15 protein-coding genes are annotated in these 16,424 nt (G+C 53.7%); 13 read left to right on the top strand and 2 right to left on the bottom strand.

All coding sequences use genetic code 11. The features are described 5' to 3' along the window. Positions 1-221: 221 nt before the first annotated feature. The 8 genes from SYN7336_RS17195 (at position 222) to SYN7336_RS17160 (ending at position 7,930) form a co-directional block, all read left to right on the top strand. On the top strand, positions 222-1,934 hold the full coding sequence (locus SYN7336_RS17195; protein WP_017327176.1) for a succinate dehydrogenase/fumarate reductase flavoprotein subunit: 1,713 nt from the start codon (positions 222-224) through the stop codon (positions 1,932-1,934). 9 nt (positions 1,935-1,943) lie between these two features. Then, positions 1,944-2,906: a succinate dehydrogenase/fumarate reductase iron-sulfur subunit gene (locus SYN7336_RS17190; RefSeq protein WP_017327175.1), complete on the top strand. Its 963-nt coding sequence runs from the start codon at positions 1,944-1,946 to the stop codon at positions 2,904-2,906. After that, the gene (locus SYN7336_RS17185) at positions 2,903-3,814 is read left to right on the top strand and encodes a CoB--CoM heterodisulfide reductase iron-sulfur subunit B family protein (protein ID WP_017327174.1); all 912 of its coding nucleotides are present in this window, start codon (positions 2,903-2,905) and stop codon (positions 3,812-3,814) included. The genes SYN7336_RS17190 and SYN7336_RS17185 overlap by 4 nt, the downstream gene beginning before the upstream one ends. A gap of 236 nt (positions 3,815-4,050) precedes the next feature. Next, positions 4,051-4,302: a hypothetical protein gene (locus SYN7336_RS17180; RefSeq protein ID WP_017327173.1), complete on the top strand. Its 252-nt coding sequence runs from the start codon at positions 4,051-4,053 to the stop codon at positions 4,300-4,302. 214 nt (positions 4,303-4,516) lie between these two features. After that, positions 4,517-5,227: a thioredoxin domain-containing protein gene (locus SYN7336_RS26435; RefSeq protein ID WP_227498531.1), complete on the top strand. Its 711-nt coding sequence runs from the start codon at positions 4,517-4,519 to the stop codon at positions 5,225-5,227. Between the two features lie 257 nt (positions 5,228-5,484). Then, positions 5,485-5,958: a ribosome maturation factor RimP gene (rimP, locus tag SYN7336_RS17170; RefSeq protein WP_017327171.1), complete on the top strand. Its 474-nt coding sequence runs from the start codon at positions 5,485-5,487 to the stop codon at positions 5,956-5,958. Between the two features lie 116 nt (positions 5,959-6,074). After that, entirely contained in the window at positions 6,075-7,388 is a 1,314-nt protein-coding gene (nusA, locus tag SYN7336_RS17165) for a transcription termination factor NusA (protein ID WP_038026068.1), read from the top strand. Between the two features lie 62 nt (positions 7,389-7,450). Then, complete coding sequence (locus SYN7336_RS17160) at positions 7,451-7,930, top strand: hypothetical protein (protein WP_038026066.1); 480 nt, start codon at positions 7,451-7,453, stop codon at positions 7,928-7,930. A 489-nt stretch (positions 7,931-8,419) separates the two neighbouring features. Here SYN7336_RS17160 and SYN7336_RS17155 read toward each other — a convergent pair whose 3' ends face one another. Beyond that, positions 8,420-8,731, bottom strand: coding sequence for a hypothetical protein (locus tag SYN7336_RS17155; RefSeq protein ID WP_083885905.1), 312 nt, complete (start codon positions 8,729-8,731; stop codon positions 8,420-8,422). A 672-nt stretch (positions 8,732-9,403) separates the two neighbouring features. Here SYN7336_RS17155 and SYN7336_RS26430 point away from each other — a divergent pair. Next, on the top strand, positions 9,404-9,646 hold the full coding sequence (locus SYN7336_RS26430; protein ID WP_017327167.1) for a hypothetical protein: 243 nt from the start codon (positions 9,404-9,406) through the stop codon (positions 9,644-9,646). Here the strand turns inward: SYN7336_RS26430 and SYN7336_RS17145 are convergent. Further along, positions 9,643-10,290: a class I SAM-dependent methyltransferase gene (locus SYN7336_RS17145; protein ID WP_017327166.1), complete on the bottom strand. Its 648-nt coding sequence runs from the start codon at positions 10,288-10,290 to the stop codon at positions 9,643-9,645. The genes SYN7336_RS26430 and SYN7336_RS17145 overlap by 4 nt on opposite strands. Positions 10,291-10,473: 183 nt before the next feature. Here SYN7336_RS17145 and SYN7336_RS17140 point away from each other — a divergent pair, with 183 nt between their 5' ends. The 4 genes from SYN7336_RS17140 (at position 10,474) to SYN7336_RS17125 (ending at position 16,393) form a co-directional block, all read left to right on the top strand. Further along, entirely contained in the window at positions 10,474-12,687 is a 2,214-nt protein-coding gene (locus SYN7336_RS17140; RefSeq protein ID WP_017327165.1) for a PhoX family phosphatase, read from the top strand. Positions 12,688-12,897: 210 nt separating this feature from the next. Next, a complete protein-coding gene (locus SYN7336_RS17135) occupies positions 12,898-13,476 on the top strand; it encodes a hypothetical protein (RefSeq protein WP_017327164.1) in 579 nt (192 codons plus the stop codon). A gap of 151 nt (positions 13,477-13,627) precedes the next feature. Next, positions 13,628-14,305, top strand: a complete 678-nt coding sequence (locus SYN7336_RS17130) for a class I SAM-dependent methyltransferase (protein WP_017327163.1) — start codon at positions 13,628-13,630, stop codon at positions 14,303-14,305. A gap of 1,248 nt (positions 14,306-15,553) precedes the next feature. After that, positions 15,554-16,393 carry a Pvc16 family protein gene (locus SYN7336_RS17125; protein WP_017327162.1) on the top strand — a complete coding sequence of 280 codons (840 nt, stop codon included), beginning with the start codon at positions 15,554-15,556 and terminating at the stop codon, positions 16,391-16,393. Positions 16,394-16,424: the final 31 nt, after the last annotated feature.

Genomic DNA, 16,424 nt, shown 5'->3' with positions numbered 1-16,424 from the left:
CGATCGCGCGATCGCCAGAGAGGATACTACAGACAAGGTTCTCGATGCTCCGAGCGAGCATTCGGGCAATATTCGGGATGCGATCCAGCGATCGCCAGGGTCGCAGAGACGATCTACTCGAACGGAAGCTGCTAGCAATTCATTAAGATGCAGCAGCATTTTGGCCGGGACCGGCCTTTCGGTTGCTAATAGTGGTTTAGGCAACTGCAGGTCAGAAACCGATGCTAGAACACGACATCGTCATTGTGGGGGGCGGTTTAGCAGGCTGCAGAGCCGCACTCGAAGTCAAACGTACCAATCCCGACATCGACTTAGCCGTCGTGGCCAAAACCCACCCCATCCGCAGCCACTCCGTTGCCGCCCAAGGGGGAATCGCCGCCACCCTCAAAAATGTCGATTCAGAAGACTCTTGGGAAGCTCATGCCTTCGACACTGTTAAAGGCTCCGATTATCTAGCCGATCAAGATGCGGTCGAAATTCTGACCAAAGAAGCCCCACAGGTTATCTACGATTTGGAACATTTGGGCGTGCTATTCTCCCGCGTGGAAGATGGCAAGATTGCCCAACGGGCCTTTGGCGGGCACAGCTACCGTCGCACTTGCTACGCCGCCGACAAAACCGGCCACGCCATCCTGCACGAGCTGGTCAGCAGTCTGCTGCGCTACGGCACACACATTTATGACGAATGGTACGTCACCCGCCTAATTGTGGAAGACAGCGTCGCCAAAGGGTTGGTGATGTACGAGCAATCCACCGGACGCTTCCAGGTATTGCGGGCCAAAGCGATTATGTTTGCTACAGGGGGCTACGGTCGGGTGTTCAATACCACTTCAAACGACTACTCCTGTACGGGGGATGGTTTGGCGATGACCGCGCGGGCGGGCTTGCCGCTGCAGGATATGGAGTTCGTGCAGTTCCATCCGACGGGGTTGTATCCGGTAGGAGTTCTCATCTCCGAAGCGGTACGGGGAGAAGGGGCGCATCTGCTTAACAATGATGGCGATCGCTTCATGGCCACTTATGCCCCCAAGCAAATGGAGCTGGCCCCGCGAGATATTACGTCCAGAGCGATCGTCACAGAAGTCAGAGCCGGACGGGGTATCGATGGCGGCACCTATGTCCATCTCGACCTGCGGCATCTGGGGGCAGAGATGATTCACCAGCGCTTACCCTTCTGTTGGGAGGAAGCCCATCGGCATCTCGGCATCGATGCTGTGGAGGAACCCATCCCGGTACGCCCCACAATCCACTATTCAATGGGGGGCATTCCTGTCGACACCGATTGCCGGGTACGAAACGGCCCCGATGGCTTTGTGGAAGGGTTCTTCGCAGCAGGGGAAACCGCTTGCGTCTCAGTCCACGGTGCAAACCGATTGGGCAGCAATGCGCTGTTGGAATGCGTAGTTTACGGTCGGCGGGCGGGGGCGACGATGGCTGGCTATATCGAAGGGCGCTCTCTTCCCGTACTCAACGAAGCTAGCCTACTAGAGGAGGCGGAAAACGATCGGGCTCAACTGTTGGAACAGCAGGGGGAATACCGGATCGATCGCCTTCGGCGCCAATTTCAAGATTGCATGACGGAGTTTTGCGGTGTCTATCGCACGGAAGCCTCAATGGGAGAAGGGTTGAGTAGATTGGAAGAGCTGCGATCGCAATTGTCCAATATTCGCCTCGACGACAGCGGCAAAATCTGGAATACCGAATTGACGGAGATGTGGGAATTGCGCAATCTCCTGACCGTCGGTGCCACCATTATGACTGGAGCCCTTTACCGCCGAGAAAGTCGCGGAGCCCATTCCCGCGAAGATTACCCCAGCCGCGAAGATGCCAACTTCCTCAAACACACATTGGCCTACGTCAGAGATGGCTCGGTCAAAATCGACTATCGTCCTGTTGCGATCGATCGCTTCGAACCCAAAGAACGCAAATATTGAGTCTCCATCATGAACGTCGAATTTCGCATCTTCCGCCAAACTGCCCCCGACGCTCCGCCGAGCCTCCAACCCTACTCCATCGACGTCAATCCCAAGAGCACTATTCTCGATGCCCTGACCCAGATCAAATGGGAGCAGGACGGCAGCCTCGCCTTCCGCAAAAACTGCCGCAACACCATCTGCGGTAGCTGCGCCATGCGCATCAACGATCGCGCCGGTCTCGCCTGCCAACTGCACATCGACGAAGCCCTCGCCGGTCGCGATCGCATTCTTATCGGACCGATGGGAAACCTGCCCGTCGTCAAAGATCTCGTGGTGGACATGCAAGCATTTTGGACCGATCTCAAGCGGGTCGATCCCTATGTCAGCACTGCCTCCCGCACCATTCCCGAGCGCGAATTCATTCAACTGCCGCAGGAGCGAAACAAACTCAACCAAATGGGCAACTGCATCATGTGCGGCGCCTGTTACTCCGATTGCAATGCGAAGGAAGTCAATCCCGGTTTTGTCGGTCCCCACGCCCTCGCCAAAGCCAATCGCGTGCGGTTAGACACCCGCGACGATCGCACTGCAGAGCGAGTCCGAGAGCTCGACAATCTCGATGGCGTCTGGGGCTGTACCCGCTGTCAAAACTGCAATGACGTCTGCCCGATGGAGGTCGCTCCCCTCGACCAAATCACTAAAATCAAACAGGCGACCCTCGCCATCTCTCCCCCTGCTGGAGCTGCCAGTCGAGCGGTGCGCCATCGCAAGACAATGGTCAGTTTAGTCAAACAAGGGGGCTGGGTGGACGAGCGTAAATTTGGGGTTGCAGTGGTGGGCAATTACTTTCGCGATTTGAAAGGGTTGCTCAGCTTAGTTCCCCTCGGCTTGGGAATGGTTACCCACGGCAAGTTTCCCACGACCTTTGAAGCCTCAGAAGGGACAGCAGAAGTGCGTCGAGTAATTGAAGCAGCGGAGGGCCAGTCATGAGTTTGAAATACGCCTACTATCCCGGCTGCGTCGCCCAAGGGGCTTGCCGAGAGCTGTACGATTCTACTGCGCTGGTCACCGAAGCCTTGGGGATCGAGCTGATCGAACTGAAACAGGCGAGCTGCTGCGGTTCCGGCACGTTTAAAGAAACTTCGGAACTGCTGGAAGATTCCGTCAATGCCCGCAATTTAGCCTTGGCTGAAGCCCTCAATCTGCCCATGCTGACCCATTGCAGCACTTGCCAGGGGGTACTCGGCCGCGTCGATGAAAAGTTGAAAGCGGCCAAGCGCGAGCGCCCCGACTATTTCGATCGCGTCAACCACACCTGCCAGCAGGGGGGCTGCAAACATCTTTACAAAGGCTCTGGCGAAGTCAAACACTTGCTCTGGGCATTGGTGCGAGATTACGGGCTAGAGGCGATCGGCGAGCGGGTCAAACAGCGACTGAGCGGTCTCAAATGCGCGGCCTTCTACGGCTGCTATCTATTGCGATCGCAAAAACACAATCCCGTTGACGATCCCCACAATCCCCGCTCGCTAGAGAATCTATTCGAAACCCTCGGAGCCGAGCCCGTCTTCTATCGCGGCAGAACCCAATGCTGCGGTTGGCCCATCTCCAGCTACGCCCCCGAACAGGCATTTCGTATGGCAGGAAATCATATTGAGGAGGCGATCGCCGCAGGAGCCGACTGCATGGTGACCCCCTGCCCCCTCTGCCATCTCAACCTCGACTCCCGCCAACCCGAAATCGAACGAGTGGTCGGCAAACCCTTTCAACTGCCAGTCCTGCACCTCCCCCAATTAGTCGGTTTGGCCTTAGGTATTTCTCCCCGCCAATTGGGCTTGCACCGACATATTGTCTCTGCCGCTCCAGTTATAGAGCGGCTAGCATTGGCGATCTCCAAATAATTTCGGACTGGCCAAATAATCTCGCACTGTACGATCCCGCCTATCGGCTGGGCAATCTACCTAGGTAACTGTGCCAATTGACAGGACTACATTCTGAGGGGAGACTGGCAGTATTTGTCAATTGAGGAACAGCGGTTGGGGAGACGCGATTGCCGCGAGTTGCAAGGGTCGCGGGCCGAATTCCAAGCCTCGCGCACGGGCTGCTTGAAGTTTTTCGAACGTTGCAGAGAATTCCAATGCTGATTCTGTCCAGGCAAGACGTCGAACTCCTGAAAATGAAACAGCCCCAATCCCAACTGGTGCTGTTTCGCTATCGTCGGCGCGTGTTTCGACGCACCAGCCAGTTTGGAGATATTCAAGCAGCGATCGCCGCTTGTCGCGAGGGGCTCGATAGCGGTCGGTTTTGCGTAGTCTTGCAAGATGGGTTTAAAGGTCAAGAAGTCTGGCAAGCCCTCGGTCAAGATGAACTCAAGGCCCTCAAAGCTTGAATCGAATTTTATTCCCTTCGCAACTGGAGTTTGGGAATGAGGGGCGAAGTCACACCCTCCCGAGGCTGTATCTCCAGGTTTTCCCCATACTCGAATCCGTCAAGCGATTGCAGCTTGCGCAATAGGGAGGAATCTCTCTAGGATGTGTGAGTCTGAGGTTAAGCAATCAGCACCATACTATTCGATTCAGCAGATTGACTGGGGAGATGCATTTGTGGCTAAGAAGAAACCCGATAGTCGGCGGTCTAAGCCGTTCATCCAATTGCTGGGGTTGGGCATTGGCGTCCTGATGATTATTTCTCTGCCCCTTCTCCCCGTCCTGCTACCTTTACTGTCAGGTTCGAGTCCCCAACCCTCGAATATTGAAAATCGCCAGCAAGTGGTGGATCGATACGTGCGCGAGAATGGTTTAGCTGCCCTAATCGGCGATTCTCCTCGTATCGGGGCTGAAGGGGCAGAGGTTTTTTTGATCGAGTTTTCCGATTTTCAATGCCCGTTTTGTGCCAGAGCTTATCCCACCGTCAAAGAGTTTATGGCCACCCACGGCGATTCCGTCCAGTTAGTCTACAAACATCTACCTATCGTTCAAATTCATCCTCAAGCCCTGCCTGCTGCCCGCGCCTCTTGGGCTGCCGAACAACAGGGCAAATTTTGGGAGTATCACGATCGCCTGTTTGAAAATCAAGCCGAGCTCGGAGAACCGTTGTACGTGCAGACTGCCGAAGACCTGGGGCTCGATATGGAGCAGTTCGATCGCGATCGCAACAGTCGCGAATCGCGTCAGGCGATCGAACGCGACTTGGAAATCGCCAATGCGTTGGGGATTAGAAGTACGCCCACCTTCGTGATGAACAACCTACTGATTCCGGGTGCAGCTCCTCTCAACCTCTTCGAACAGGCTTTGGCCTCCCTTCAGGCAGAATAGCCGTCTCCATTTCCAGGAGTTAAGACATTCTGGAAGATTGAGGGGCGATCGCCTCCGCTGTCTGAGTCGCGCAAGTGGTTGAATATGCAAGCCTTGCCAATTTAGGAACAGGGTTTGCTACAGTAAGGGCAGCGGTTTGCCTTCGCGGCGATCGTTGCTGTTAGCCGAAATGGCTAGGGCTGTTAGCCGAAATGGCTAGGTGAGAAGTGGGTGCAAGCCCACTTTTTTGTTGTCTTAGTTCCGTCCCCTCTGAGGTTATGCCCCATCCTCTTGCTGGCGAATTTGCCAAGATTGCCAACCCGATCGCCCGAGCGCTGGGGTTGGAATTGGTCAACGTGGTGTTTTACACCAACCAAAATCCGCCCGTGATGCGGTTGGATATCCGCCAACTCGATCGGGAGAGAGACACCAGCCATGCTGATTGCGAGGCCATGAGCCGTGCCCTCGGCACCCGACTGGAGCAAGACGACCCCATTCCTGGGGCCTACCTGTTGGAAATTTCCAGTCCGGGCTTGTCGCAGTATCTCAGCAGCGATCGCGACTTTGAGGTGTTCAAAGGGTTCAGCGTTGCCGTTACACTCTCTGCCCCCTTCAAGGGCCAGACCGAGTGGACCGGCAGGTTGCAAAAACGCGATCCAGATTGGGTGTGGCTCTCTCAGAAAGGACGTCCCGTCAAACTCCCCCGTGCAGATGCCCAACAGGTCAAGCTATTGGATGGAGAAACCCCTTAGCAGCATCGTTGCTGTAAGTCTGGCTGGCCTCCCCCGACCCCCAGCCACAGGTGGCGGGCATCCCGAGCGAGTTGATTTTTTCAAGTGTGTTTCCGAAACTGTAAGGAGCGATCGCCATGTCAATGGTGACTCTACCCGGACTGGGTGAAATGGTTGATGTGATTAGTCGCGAGCGGAACTTACCCAAGTCTGCGGTGACGGCGGCCCTGAGGGAGGCCCTGCTCAAGGGCTACGAGCGCTATCGCAAAACCCTCTTGCGAGACAGTCACGCCTTTGACGAAGAGTATTTTGGCAACTTCGATGTGGAGCTCGATATTGAATCGGGCGGGTTTCGAGTGCTGGCCACCAAGACCATCATGGAAGAAGTGGTCAACCCCGACCACGAAATCAGTTTGGATGACGTGCGTCAAGTCGCTCCCGAAGCGGAAGCAGGGGGGCAAGTGGTGGTGGATGTCACCCCCGAGCAAGCAGATTTTGGCCGCATGGCGGCCATTCAGACCAAGCAAGTGCTGTCGCAGAAGTTGCGAGACCAGCAGCGTCGCCTGATCCAAGAGGAATTTCAGGATTTGGAGGGCACCGTCTTGCAGGGACGAGTGCTGCGCTTAGAGCGATCGTCTGTGATTATCGGTGTCACCAGCGGCTTCGGGCAAGCGGAAGTGGAGTCGGAATTGCCCCGCCGCCAGCAGTTGGCCAACGATCGCTATACCATCGGCGCGGTCATGAAAGTCTATCTGCAGCGGGTGGCCGAGGGCTCTCGCCGAGGACCGCAACTGATTGTTTCTCGGGCTGACGCAGGCTTGGTGGTCTACCTCTTTGCCAACGAAGTTCCCGAAATTGAAGATGACATCGTGCGTATTGTGGCAGTGGCGCGCGAGGCCAATCCTCCCTCCCGCAATGTCGGCCCCCGCACCAAAATTGCTGTCGATACCCTAGAGCGCGACGTGGACCCCGTCGGAGCCTGTATCGGCGCGCGCGGTTCTCGCATTCAAGTGGTGGTTGCGGAACTGCGCGGGGAAAAGATCGACGTGATTCGCTGGTCTCCAGACCCCTCTACCTACATCGCCAATGCCCTCAGCCCCGCACGCATTGTGGAAGTGCGCCTCGTCGATCCCGATATCCAGCAGGCCCACGTGTTAGTGCCGTCCGATCAGCTCAGTTTGGCGATCGGGAAAGAGGGGCAAAACGTGCGGCTGGCAGCCCGCTTGACCGGTTGGAAGATCGATATCAAGGATGCCGACGAATACTATGCGGCGGAAGATGCAGGGGAAGTGATGTACGTTGCGCCCGAGCGTCCGCCTGGCCCCGTTACTTACGAGATTGAGGAGGAGGAGGTTCTAGAAGATTTAGAGGAATTGGACGATCGCAATGACGTGCCGGTTGACGAGTTCGACTTCGATGCAGAATTCGATCTGGCCAGGGGTTCGGAATGAACCTTTCGAGGGAAAATTCTCGCTATAATCACTTTGATTCATCAACGCCTGTGGTAAGCCTCATGACCGTTCAGCGTTCTAACGCCAAATTTGCCAGTTTCTGCGATCGCCAGCGCCAGCGAGTGCAAAACTTTGCTGGGTCTATTTTTGTTTGGTTAATTGCCTTTATCAACGATCGCATCCTTCCTGCCAATCGCCCCCTCGATGCCGAGGCGATCGCCGCCTGGTGCCAGCAATTTTTGGCCGAGCGAGATGCGGGTGAGTTTCAGTATCGCGGTCTGCCGGTCGATCCCGAGTTTGCAGCCGCGATGAATCGTCCTGGGGCGATCGACGAGTTTTGGTATCGCGGCCAGCGGGTAACCGTCAAGTCTGCAGAGTCCGCTCGTCCTGCCTATCTGCTGTCTGCTGGTGCCGAGAAGCCTTTTGTTCCCAGTTACCAGCGCACGCTGAAAAAATGGATTGTGCGGGCTGATATGACGGATATGGATCGGGTGGCTGCCACTCCCGACATGGAGTACAGCTTTAGAGGCCGCGACCTGTAGAGTTGCCACAACCGCTTCGATTTTGGCGATCGTACCTGAGGGTGGCGATCGCCTTGCTATTTGTTACAACCTGAGTTCGATGACTCTGCATGGCCCTCACCCCCGGCCCCTCTCCCCTCGCGAAGCGTGGCGTCAGCCGTAAGTTTGGGAGAGGGGAGAAACAGCCGAAAATCCTTACGGGGCCTTGTTCCCCTGCCCCCAAAGTTGGGGGTAGGGGTTAGGGGAAGGGGGCCACAGGCATCTAGACAAATGGCCAATGTTTCGGAATATGAATTTCGCCAGCAGCATCAATTTTGGGCGAGGGGAGAAACAGCTTGAAACCCTCAATCTACCGTTCGGTTCCCCTTCCCCCAGAATTACGGCTGACGCCACGCTTCGCGAGGGGGGAAGGGGCTAGGGGATGGGGGCCAGACACTTGTCGAACTGACGTGTTACAGCAACAATTGACTGATTTTCAAACACTCCGTATATCCAGGTTATTGGAGCTAGTTATTTACAACAGAGCCGCTTCACCACCACTTCCACTTCAGATGCAACCAACTCGTCATGCTTCAACCAAGTGTAGTGAGCCATTTCTCCAACCACAACGCAGTAGGAAGCGATTTCTACTGCAGCATTCCAGACCTTCGCTGGATCGATGCCTTCTGCAATCTGCGACAGCAGTTGGGCGAGTTTAGTTTGCCCTTCACTGAGGTGAACGGATAAAGACGATCTGCCAGTATGCATCAAATGAATCGCATAATTTGAGACGTCTGCGATCGCTAGAGCAGAACTCTTCGCCGGTAAAACAGTTTCATGCATCATTACCGTACCTCATAAGTAATGGTTTGGTTTTCATCCCTCTAAATGAGAGCTAATCTAAACTGCATCCAACTTGTACATCTAATTTGAAAACCGTAGTTTTGAGGATATTTCTAAAGGCTTATCAACCAAGGACTCCAGACCGCTTATGTTATTCTCTGAAAAACTCTAGTCCTCAAAATATTGTTTACCTGAAAGGGAACTTGACTTTACTAAAGTAAAAATTTAGTGCTCTACGATTGTTCCTCAATCTATTTCCAAAATTAGTTTCTGCCAGAGCCCTCTTAAGTTAAGGTGACAACCGCAAGATAAATCTTTAGGTAAAGCGAGTGTTGCCACTTTGGCACAAAAAAGAAGGAGAGCGAATCATAAAAAGTCAACCAACTCAGTGCTTGAGGTATCAATAAACAGCGTACTTCAGCCCATACTATCAACAGGTCCTAGCCCTATCATTATTCTAGACAAAAAGTTAAAGAAACAATAGTAAATGCACGGCAGTAAAAATAGAACTTTAAGCTGCTAAAAATGATATATCGCCCGATCGATACAATACAACCATTAGTGTGTTTCAATAGCAGGTAATACTTTCTATGATGCTCTTTCTCCACAATGTCGCCGCCCACAAACTATAGTGGAAACTAAAGAGTGCGGAGGCATTCAGTGGATAGAGTTATGGAAAATAAAACATCAGGGATAGGATTCAAAATTGGTACTACCGCCATTATTTGGGGTTTTGCCACCGGAATGCTGGCTATTTGTATCCCAATCATATCGATGACCGGCAGCGGTGTAATCCTACCATTGGCTGTCATTGTAGGAACGACTATCAGCACAATAGTGGTCTGGCTGAGCTCTGGCCGGACACTGCCGAAAATAACCGAGAAAGATACAAATAACCCAGACAGCTCGAGCTAGGCAATCGCTCCGCCAGAGCGGCGAGCTTTCGGTTTGGCGAACGCGCTCATCAGCACCGATCCCAGCAAGTGTGGGTGCTCGACCCATTGCAGTCCAGCCTGTGCGCCCAGCCTTTCCCGCGCATTGGGACCGTACAGCCGAACACCTCCAGGGGTGACGGGCCATTGGATAGTTCCACGTTCAAAGATTGGCTTGCCATCGACCCAATAGAAGCTGCCCCCTGGCCGCAATACGCGAGCGATTTCCCGAAACACAGCTTTGGGTTCGAGATAGTGCAAAAAACTGAAGGTACAAAAAACCGCATCAAACTGCCCATCGCCAAAAGGCATCGCATCGGCACTCCCTCGCACGAAAATGGGGCGAGGTCTGTGGCGAAAGCTTCCGCGAGCCTTACACAGCATTTGGGGAGACAGATCCAGCCCGATACTGCGAACCCGAGGGTAGTGCTTTGCTAGGCGATCGAGAAAGCGTCCCGTCCCGCAGCCGAGATCGAGCACCTCAGCGCGATCGCCCAGTCGGACGCGTGCGAGCAAAAGCTCGTGGACGACCTGATAAAAGAAGGAAGTGAACGGGCAGTCGTAGACAGTTGCCCAGCGATCGAAAAATTGTTGCTTAATGCTTTGACGAGCCACGATGTCATTCATTGAGAGAGACCGAGCAAGTGAAGGTACAGGTGAACCCCCTAGAGCTATGACGGGCGATCGAACTCATTCCTCTGGAACTAGACCCAAATGATATCGCCTGCAGAGAACCCTAAAACTCGAACGTTAACCCCTCGTTAACGATCTCCTAACTGTCAATGCGACTTCGATCTCCGAGCATGTGAGATGAAGACTTTCAAGTGGCCCTCAATGGCCTTTACGCGTCGCGACTTTCTCGTGTTTCTAGGAGCCAGCGCTGGCGCTGGTGCAGCCGCCACATTACTAGAAAGCCCCTTAACTGGAACTGCTCCGATCGCCCGCGCGGCCAGTCTGCCTTTTCCCATCCTCCAGGGGGCAATGCCACTGGTAACGGATGGCATCGCGACTGCCGACCAGCCTGCAGCCTATGCCAGTTTCGCAGTTGTCGATGACTTGCTTCTCCCCGAAGGGTATACCTACGATGTCATTGCCGCCTGGGGCGATCGCGTCGGCGATTCCCGTTTCGGCTATAACAACGACTACCTCTCCTACGTCGAAACCGGCCCCGACGAAGGGGTTTTGACCGTTAATTTCGAATACATCAGCAGTAACACCTGGATGGCCACCTATCCTGCTGTCATCGGCAAGTCCCTAGATACGAGCACTGTCACTGCCGCAGCCCCCGCTGGAGTGCTAGATGCCTTCAGCCTCAGCGAGACCGACCCCGTCAAGGTGGAATTGATGGCGATCGCCAAAGAAGCCATGCTCGATCTCGGTATTGGGGTAATTTCTATCCATCGCACCCCCGACGGCACCTGGGAGCGCACCTTCTCCAATCGCGATCGCCGCATTACCGGCATCTCTGGGTTAGAAGACGGTCGCTATCTCAAAGCCACCGGTCCCGCCGTCACCGCCTTCGGGAAGACGAACAAAATGGGCTACGAGGATGGCTTGGGAGCAAACATCATCGGCACATTTGGCAACTGTGCGGGCGGCACCACCCCTTGGGGAACGGTGCTCAGCGCCGAAGAGAATATCCAGAACCTCGTTCCCGAACCGGTTATGCCCGACGGGTCTTCCCTCGATCCGTCCACTTCCCCCTTCAAATTTGCTAGCTTTCAGGGGCTCGGTAACATTTTTGGGCTGGCAGGTAACAAATACGGTTGGATGGTGGAGGTCGATCCCGTCAATCCAGAGGATTGCGGTACCAAGCACACCTGGCTGGGACGCTACCGTCACGAAGCAGTTGCCTTTCGGGCTGAAGCTGATAAACCACTGGCGGTTTATTCTGGCTGCGATCGCCAGGGTGGCCATCTCTACAAATTCGTCAGCACCCAGTCCGTCACAGACCCCACCGACAAAGCCAACTCTCGGCTGATGGAAGACGGCATGCTCTACGCGGCTAAATTCAACCCCGACGGCAGCGGCAAGTGGATTCCCCTCAACCCCAGTACCCCCGTCAAACCCGTCCGCCCCAGCGATATCTTCGGCAGGGGGGGCGAGCCTGTCGTCAGTCTGCCCCAGCGCCCTGATGGCGGTATATTCCAAGCTGAGTCTAATGGCGCAATTGCAGCATTTCGGGCGAGATTTGCCACCCTCGGCGATCTCTACGCAGGCACCGACGAACAAAAGCAAGGGGCAATCTTAATTGATGCCCACTACGCCGCAAATGCTGCCGGTGCCACTGCGACTGCGCGTCCCGAAGATACCGATATTGCTCCCGACGGCAGCCTCTTCATCGCTTTTACTTCGGGTAGTCCTGGAAGCGATGGCGGTCCCGATAAGGTCATTTTCAGAGCGGACGGCGCAGTCTGGGAATACGGCTGGATTGTCAAGCTCGTTGAAGATGGCAACGAGCCGGGGGCGATGACCTTTACCTGGAATAAATTTGCCGTGGGTGGCGAACCTGCCGAGGGGGGATTGGGCTTTGCCAACCCAGATAATCTCGAATTCGATCGCAATGGCAGCCTGTGGATGGTGACAGATATGTCCACCAGTCGTCACAACTTAGCCGTCCCGAGCGATCGCGTCGATGCCGCAGGGGAACCGATCGGCCAGTCCAGATTGCGCGGCCTCTACGGCAACAACTCAGTGTGGTATGTCCCCACAGCCGACGATTGGGCCGGACAAGCTTTCCTATTTGGGTATGGACCGATGGAATCGGAGATGACCGGCCCGTTTTTCACCGCCGACAACAGCACCCTATTTTTAGCCGCCCAGCATCCGGGAGAACTGCACGGTATCCGCCGAGATATGGCTTTTGAAACCCGCCAGTACGAGATGCGGACCACTGACGGCCAGCCTTTTACTCAAACGCGGCAAGTGCCGCTGGGGTCCAACTGGCCGGATCGGCAACCCAACGTTCCTCCTCGCCCTGCAGTGGTGGCCATTCGTCGAATCGATCGCGCTCCGCTAGTGTAGTGAAAGCGAAAAATCGCTTTAGCCTGCAAAGCCCGTGCCTGTCGAGGTACTATCGGCATGCAATTGCAACAACGTAATACACGTAACAAGGACGAGTAAACTCATTGAGATAAGTTCTTACCTGGTAGGGGTCAAACCCTTACTTCTCTAGCATTTCGCTACGTTCTTTTACTTTGTATCTCCGACATAGCCCCTTGATGGAGCCCTCTAATGCCCAATAAATTCCAACCTCAAGTTGCTAAATTGTGGAGTCTGTTATCTAGCTCCGATACCTGGACAACCTATCGCGAAGCGCTTGTCACTACAGCAGAGATTCTCAAAGAAACCGCGATTCTGTTTTGGTATCTCGTTCTGTTATTGCTGGTTGCCGTCGACTGGCTGTGGACCCAAGGGTATGCTGCCGTCCAGAATGTGCGGCTGTGGCTGACTTCAGTCAAAACCAGTTCCGACAGCGAGGCCGAGCCTCTAGATGCCAATACCCTCGCTGCTCAAGCAGGAAAGGCGATCGCCTCTGTTAGTAAAACCGGCCTTGCATCCGCTGTGGTACAAGCGCGCAATCAATTGGGCCTACCTGGAAAAGTCGAGCCCGAATTTAGCCCCCCTCCGACCCAAACCGCCGAACCCGAACCCGTTCCAGTGGCAGCCTCTGCCCCCCAACCGGCGCCCGTCGCAGCCCCTGCTCCGCCGGAGCCCGTGTCCGAACCCCAAAAACCCTTCATGGAAATGGCTCCCGACCAGCCAGAGCCGATGGCTGAAGCTCCTGATACAAACGCAATCACAGAAGACTGACGCTGAAAGTCGATTCTTGCGGCAACCCTAGAGCCCATCTCGCCGTCAATTGGTCGAGGTGGGCTTCACTCCATGACAGTTCTGCACAATTTATCCGCTCAGTCCGAGAAACCTCGGTAGGATAATAGTGAAGAAATATGAACTCGATTGCATGTTGCTGCAAGCCGAACAGCGGGCCAAGCTAGACCCCACCGATGACAGCCTGTTCTACTCCTACCCCCGCTTCGTCACCCACGTTGACGATCGCTTCATCCAACAGTTGACCGAACTCTACCGCCAGACCCTCAAACCCAACAGTTGCCTCTTCGACATGATGAGCAGTTGGGTGTCTCACCTGCCCGAAGAGATGGTCTTCGATCTCGTTGTCGGGCAAGGCATGAACGAAGCGGAGCTGGCCCGCAATCCCCGCCTCGATCGCTATTTTCTGCAAGACCTCAACGAAAATCAATTATTGCCCCTCCCCGATCGCAGCTTTGACGCCGTGCTCAATGCTGTCTCCGTCCAATACCTGCAATATCCCGAAGCCGTCTTCGCTGAAATCTGGCGCATTCTCAAACCGGGCGGAATGGCGATTGTCAGCTTCTCCAATCGCATGTTTTATCAGAAGGCAATTCAGGCATGGCGAGAGGGCAACGATGCCAGTCATGTGAAATTAGTCAAAAGCTACTTTGCTTCGATAGCGGGCTTCAGCGACATCGTGGCAGTTGGTGGCGATCGCCGCCCCAGCCCCAAAGGATTTGACTGGACGCAATGGTTTGCACCTCCTGCCGATCCGTTCTTTGCCGTCATGGCAAGGCGATCGCCAGACGAACCTTCCCCCACCTGCTAAGAGCTGATTTGTAAGCAGAGTCTTAGCCACCCTGCGGTTCATCAGGCGGATGAGGGAGCCAAAAATCACGGCCTCACTCATCTCCGCGTGCAACTCAAAATCTTTCCTGAGACGACGAAAGCGCTTTCGCTAGCCAAAGGTTCGCTTTAAACTCCGTCTAAGCAGAGACCCGTAGTTTTGAGAATATGTCTATTAGACCCTCTCACTAATGCAGTGCCTGAAAACTCCAGATCTCAATCTGGATGGGGTTTAGCTTTTAGACTGAGTTGCCACTACCATCATTTCTTTTAAAAGTGCAGCTAGCTCGATCGGCAACTTTACGATCGGCCATTCGCAGGTTGCCATAAGCTTTGCAAGCAATCTTCCCGGGGGTCCAAATGCCACTAACCGCCAACTCTGGTGCAATTGCAGGGGAGATACTTCCCTGCAATTGCCTTTACATCGTCCTCTAAAGTCACGCTTTGCCCGAGCATTGAGAACTCGTTCTCGAGTAAAGATTTATATAATAAACTCGTCATTTTACCCTGCCCTGCCCAAAAAATCTATCAAAAAGCTTGTGATGCATCATTTTTAATAACAGCATTAAGTTAAATTAAATTCGCCATTCAATGCTGATAGTTCTGAGAGATTCTGTATGCGTGATCGATTGAGGTCATAAATCAAGCCTATATTTAATATTATAGAGTAAGCTTAAGAAGTCTTACTTGAATTGAACAATCTTGTATGAATCCACTTGCTTCATCAACGATTCCTTTTAAATTTAAAGGAATTAACGAAGCTCTGAAAGGCTAATGACTCCTTTGCCACTCTATGCTATTTGGGGCTAAGGTTCTTGTCCCAAAGCTACTTGTCCCAAAGCTATTTGAATATACGCTCGGAACGGGTAAATCCAAATTTGGATTTCTCCTGAAAAAGTATATCCATATGACCGTTCTTAGTCTTGACGGTTCTGTTCGGCATTTTAAGAGGAATTAAATTCAATTAGTTATTGAATTTATTTTTTAAGTGACTAAGGAATAATTTAAATGGATTAATTTGTGCGACTTTTGTCTGGCTAAATTTAAGTCATCAAAACGACTTAAAGGAAGCTTGTTTCAGGATCTGGATTTATAAAAATGAAATGTTCCATCAATTGTCGAGAAACCAAGGTATTCAAGAGGAAGTTTTTTCGAAATCTGGCCAACTGGAAAGGTTTTCGATAGGGTTTGTTAGGGTTAAGTTCTGCGATACTAAGGAGATTCGATCTCCATGATTAGCGATCTCAGTCAGATTTTAGGCCGAATTTTGGAGGAATCGGCAGTGTCTTTTTCAGCTCAGTTGCCAGAGCTGGCCAGCGCACTGATTGCATTCGATCGCCCCACCGATCCCTATACTCCATCGCAAACAACGGTCAATCTATTTCTCCACGATATCCGCGAGAATCTGGAACGCCGCAATAACGAGCCCACGATCGACCGTCGGAATGGGCTCATTACCCAGCGACGGGCTCCCATGCGAATAGATTGCTCCTATCTGGTGACCGCTTGGCCCATCGGTGGTGAGGAATTGACGCTCCAAGAGCACCGTCTTTTGAGTCAAGTTCTGCAAGTATTTGCGGGCTATCCGTTCATTCCGGCAGAGTTCCTGCAGAGCACCCTCTTGGAAGGGCAAGAGCCTCCCCTACCGCTAATAACTGCCCAGGCCGATACCTTACAAAACCCGTCTGAATTTTGGAATTCGATCGGCAACAAAATACGGCCATCACTGACAGTAACCGCAACGATCGCCGTTGACCCGATAACGCTAGAGGTGCCCGAATTGCCTATGGTTATTACCCGAGAGCTGAGCTTTTTGGAGCCCGCCGAAGCCACCGCCTTCCATATTGGCGGACAAGTATTGGATGCTGGCGGCACGCCCGTCGCTCGGGCAACGGTAACGGCGATCGAACCCAATCTCTCAACCACCACCCGCTCTGATGGACGCTATCGCCTCGGTCCTCTCAGCAGCGGTACTTACACCTTACGGGTGCAGACAGATATTGCCACGCAGGAGGTTAGCATCGCCGTCCCGGCAACAACGAGCAGCAACTATAACGTGCAGATGGCTTAGTCGAGCTTAAACGTCGATATCAAGGAGGAGG

Origin of the sequence: Synechococcus sp. PCC 7336, assembly GCF_000332275.1 — a bacterium.
Classification (GTDB): domain Bacteria; phylum Cyanobacteriota; class Cyanobacteriia; order Thermostichales; family PCC-7336; genus PCC-7336.
This window is presented reverse-complemented; position numbering and strand designations above follow the sequence as displayed.

What these genes read in the sequence shown, in the direction of transcription:
- SYN7336_RS17185 (WP_017327174.1), top strand. Translation starts at nt 2,903, where the DNA reads ATGAGTTTGAAATACGCCTACTATCCCGGCTGCGTCGCCCAAGGGGCT.
- SYN7336_RS26430 (WP_017327167.1), top strand. Translation starts at nt 9,404, where the DNA reads ATGGAAAATAAAACATCAGGGATAGGATTCAAAATTGGTACTACCGCC.
- SYN7336_RS17135 (WP_017327164.1), top strand. Translation starts at nt 12,898, where the DNA reads ATGCCCAATAAATTCCAACCTCAAGTTGCTAAATTGTGGAGTCTGTTA.
- SYN7336_RS17145 (WP_017327166.1), bottom strand. Translation starts at nt 10,290, where the DNA reads ATGAATGACATCGTGGCTCGTCAAAGCATTAAGCAACAATTTTTCGAT.
- SYN7336_RS17130 (WP_017327163.1), top strand. Translation starts at nt 13,628, where the DNA reads ATGTTGCTGCAAGCCGAACAGCGGGCCAAGCTAGACCCCACCGATGAC.
- nusA (WP_038026068.1), top strand. Translation starts at nt 6,075, where the DNA reads ATGTCAATGGTGACTCTACCCGGACTGGGTGAAATGGTTGATGTGATT.
- SYN7336_RS17140 (WP_017327165.1), top strand. Translation starts at nt 10,474, where the DNA reads ATGAAGACTTTCAAGTGGCCCTCAATGGCCTTTACGCGTCGCGACTTT.
- SYN7336_RS17190 (WP_017327175.1), top strand. Translation starts at nt 1,944, where the DNA reads ATGAACGTCGAATTTCGCATCTTCCGCCAAACTGCCCCCGACGCTCCG.
- SYN7336_RS17160 (WP_038026066.1), top strand. Translation starts at nt 7,451, where the DNA reads ATGACCGTTCAGCGTTCTAACGCCAAATTTGCCAGTTTCTGCGATCGC.
- SYN7336_RS17125 (WP_017327162.1), top strand. Translation starts at nt 15,554, where the DNA reads ATGATTAGCGATCTCAGTCAGATTTTAGGCCGAATTTTGGAGGAATCG.
- SYN7336_RS17195 (WP_017327176.1), top strand. Translation starts at nt 222, where the DNA reads ATGCTAGAACACGACATCGTCATTGTGGGGGGCGGTTTAGCAGGCTGC.
- SYN7336_RS17180 (WP_017327173.1), top strand. Translation starts at nt 4,051, where the DNA reads ATGCTGATTCTGTCCAGGCAAGACGTCGAACTCCTGAAAATGAAACAG.
- SYN7336_RS17155 (WP_083885905.1), bottom strand. Translation starts at nt 8,731, where the DNA reads ATGCATGAAACTGTTTTACCGGCGAAGAGTTCTGCTCTAGCGATCGCA.
- rimP (WP_017327171.1), top strand. Translation starts at nt 5,485, where the DNA reads ATGCCCCATCCTCTTGCTGGCGAATTTGCCAAGATTGCCAACCCGATC.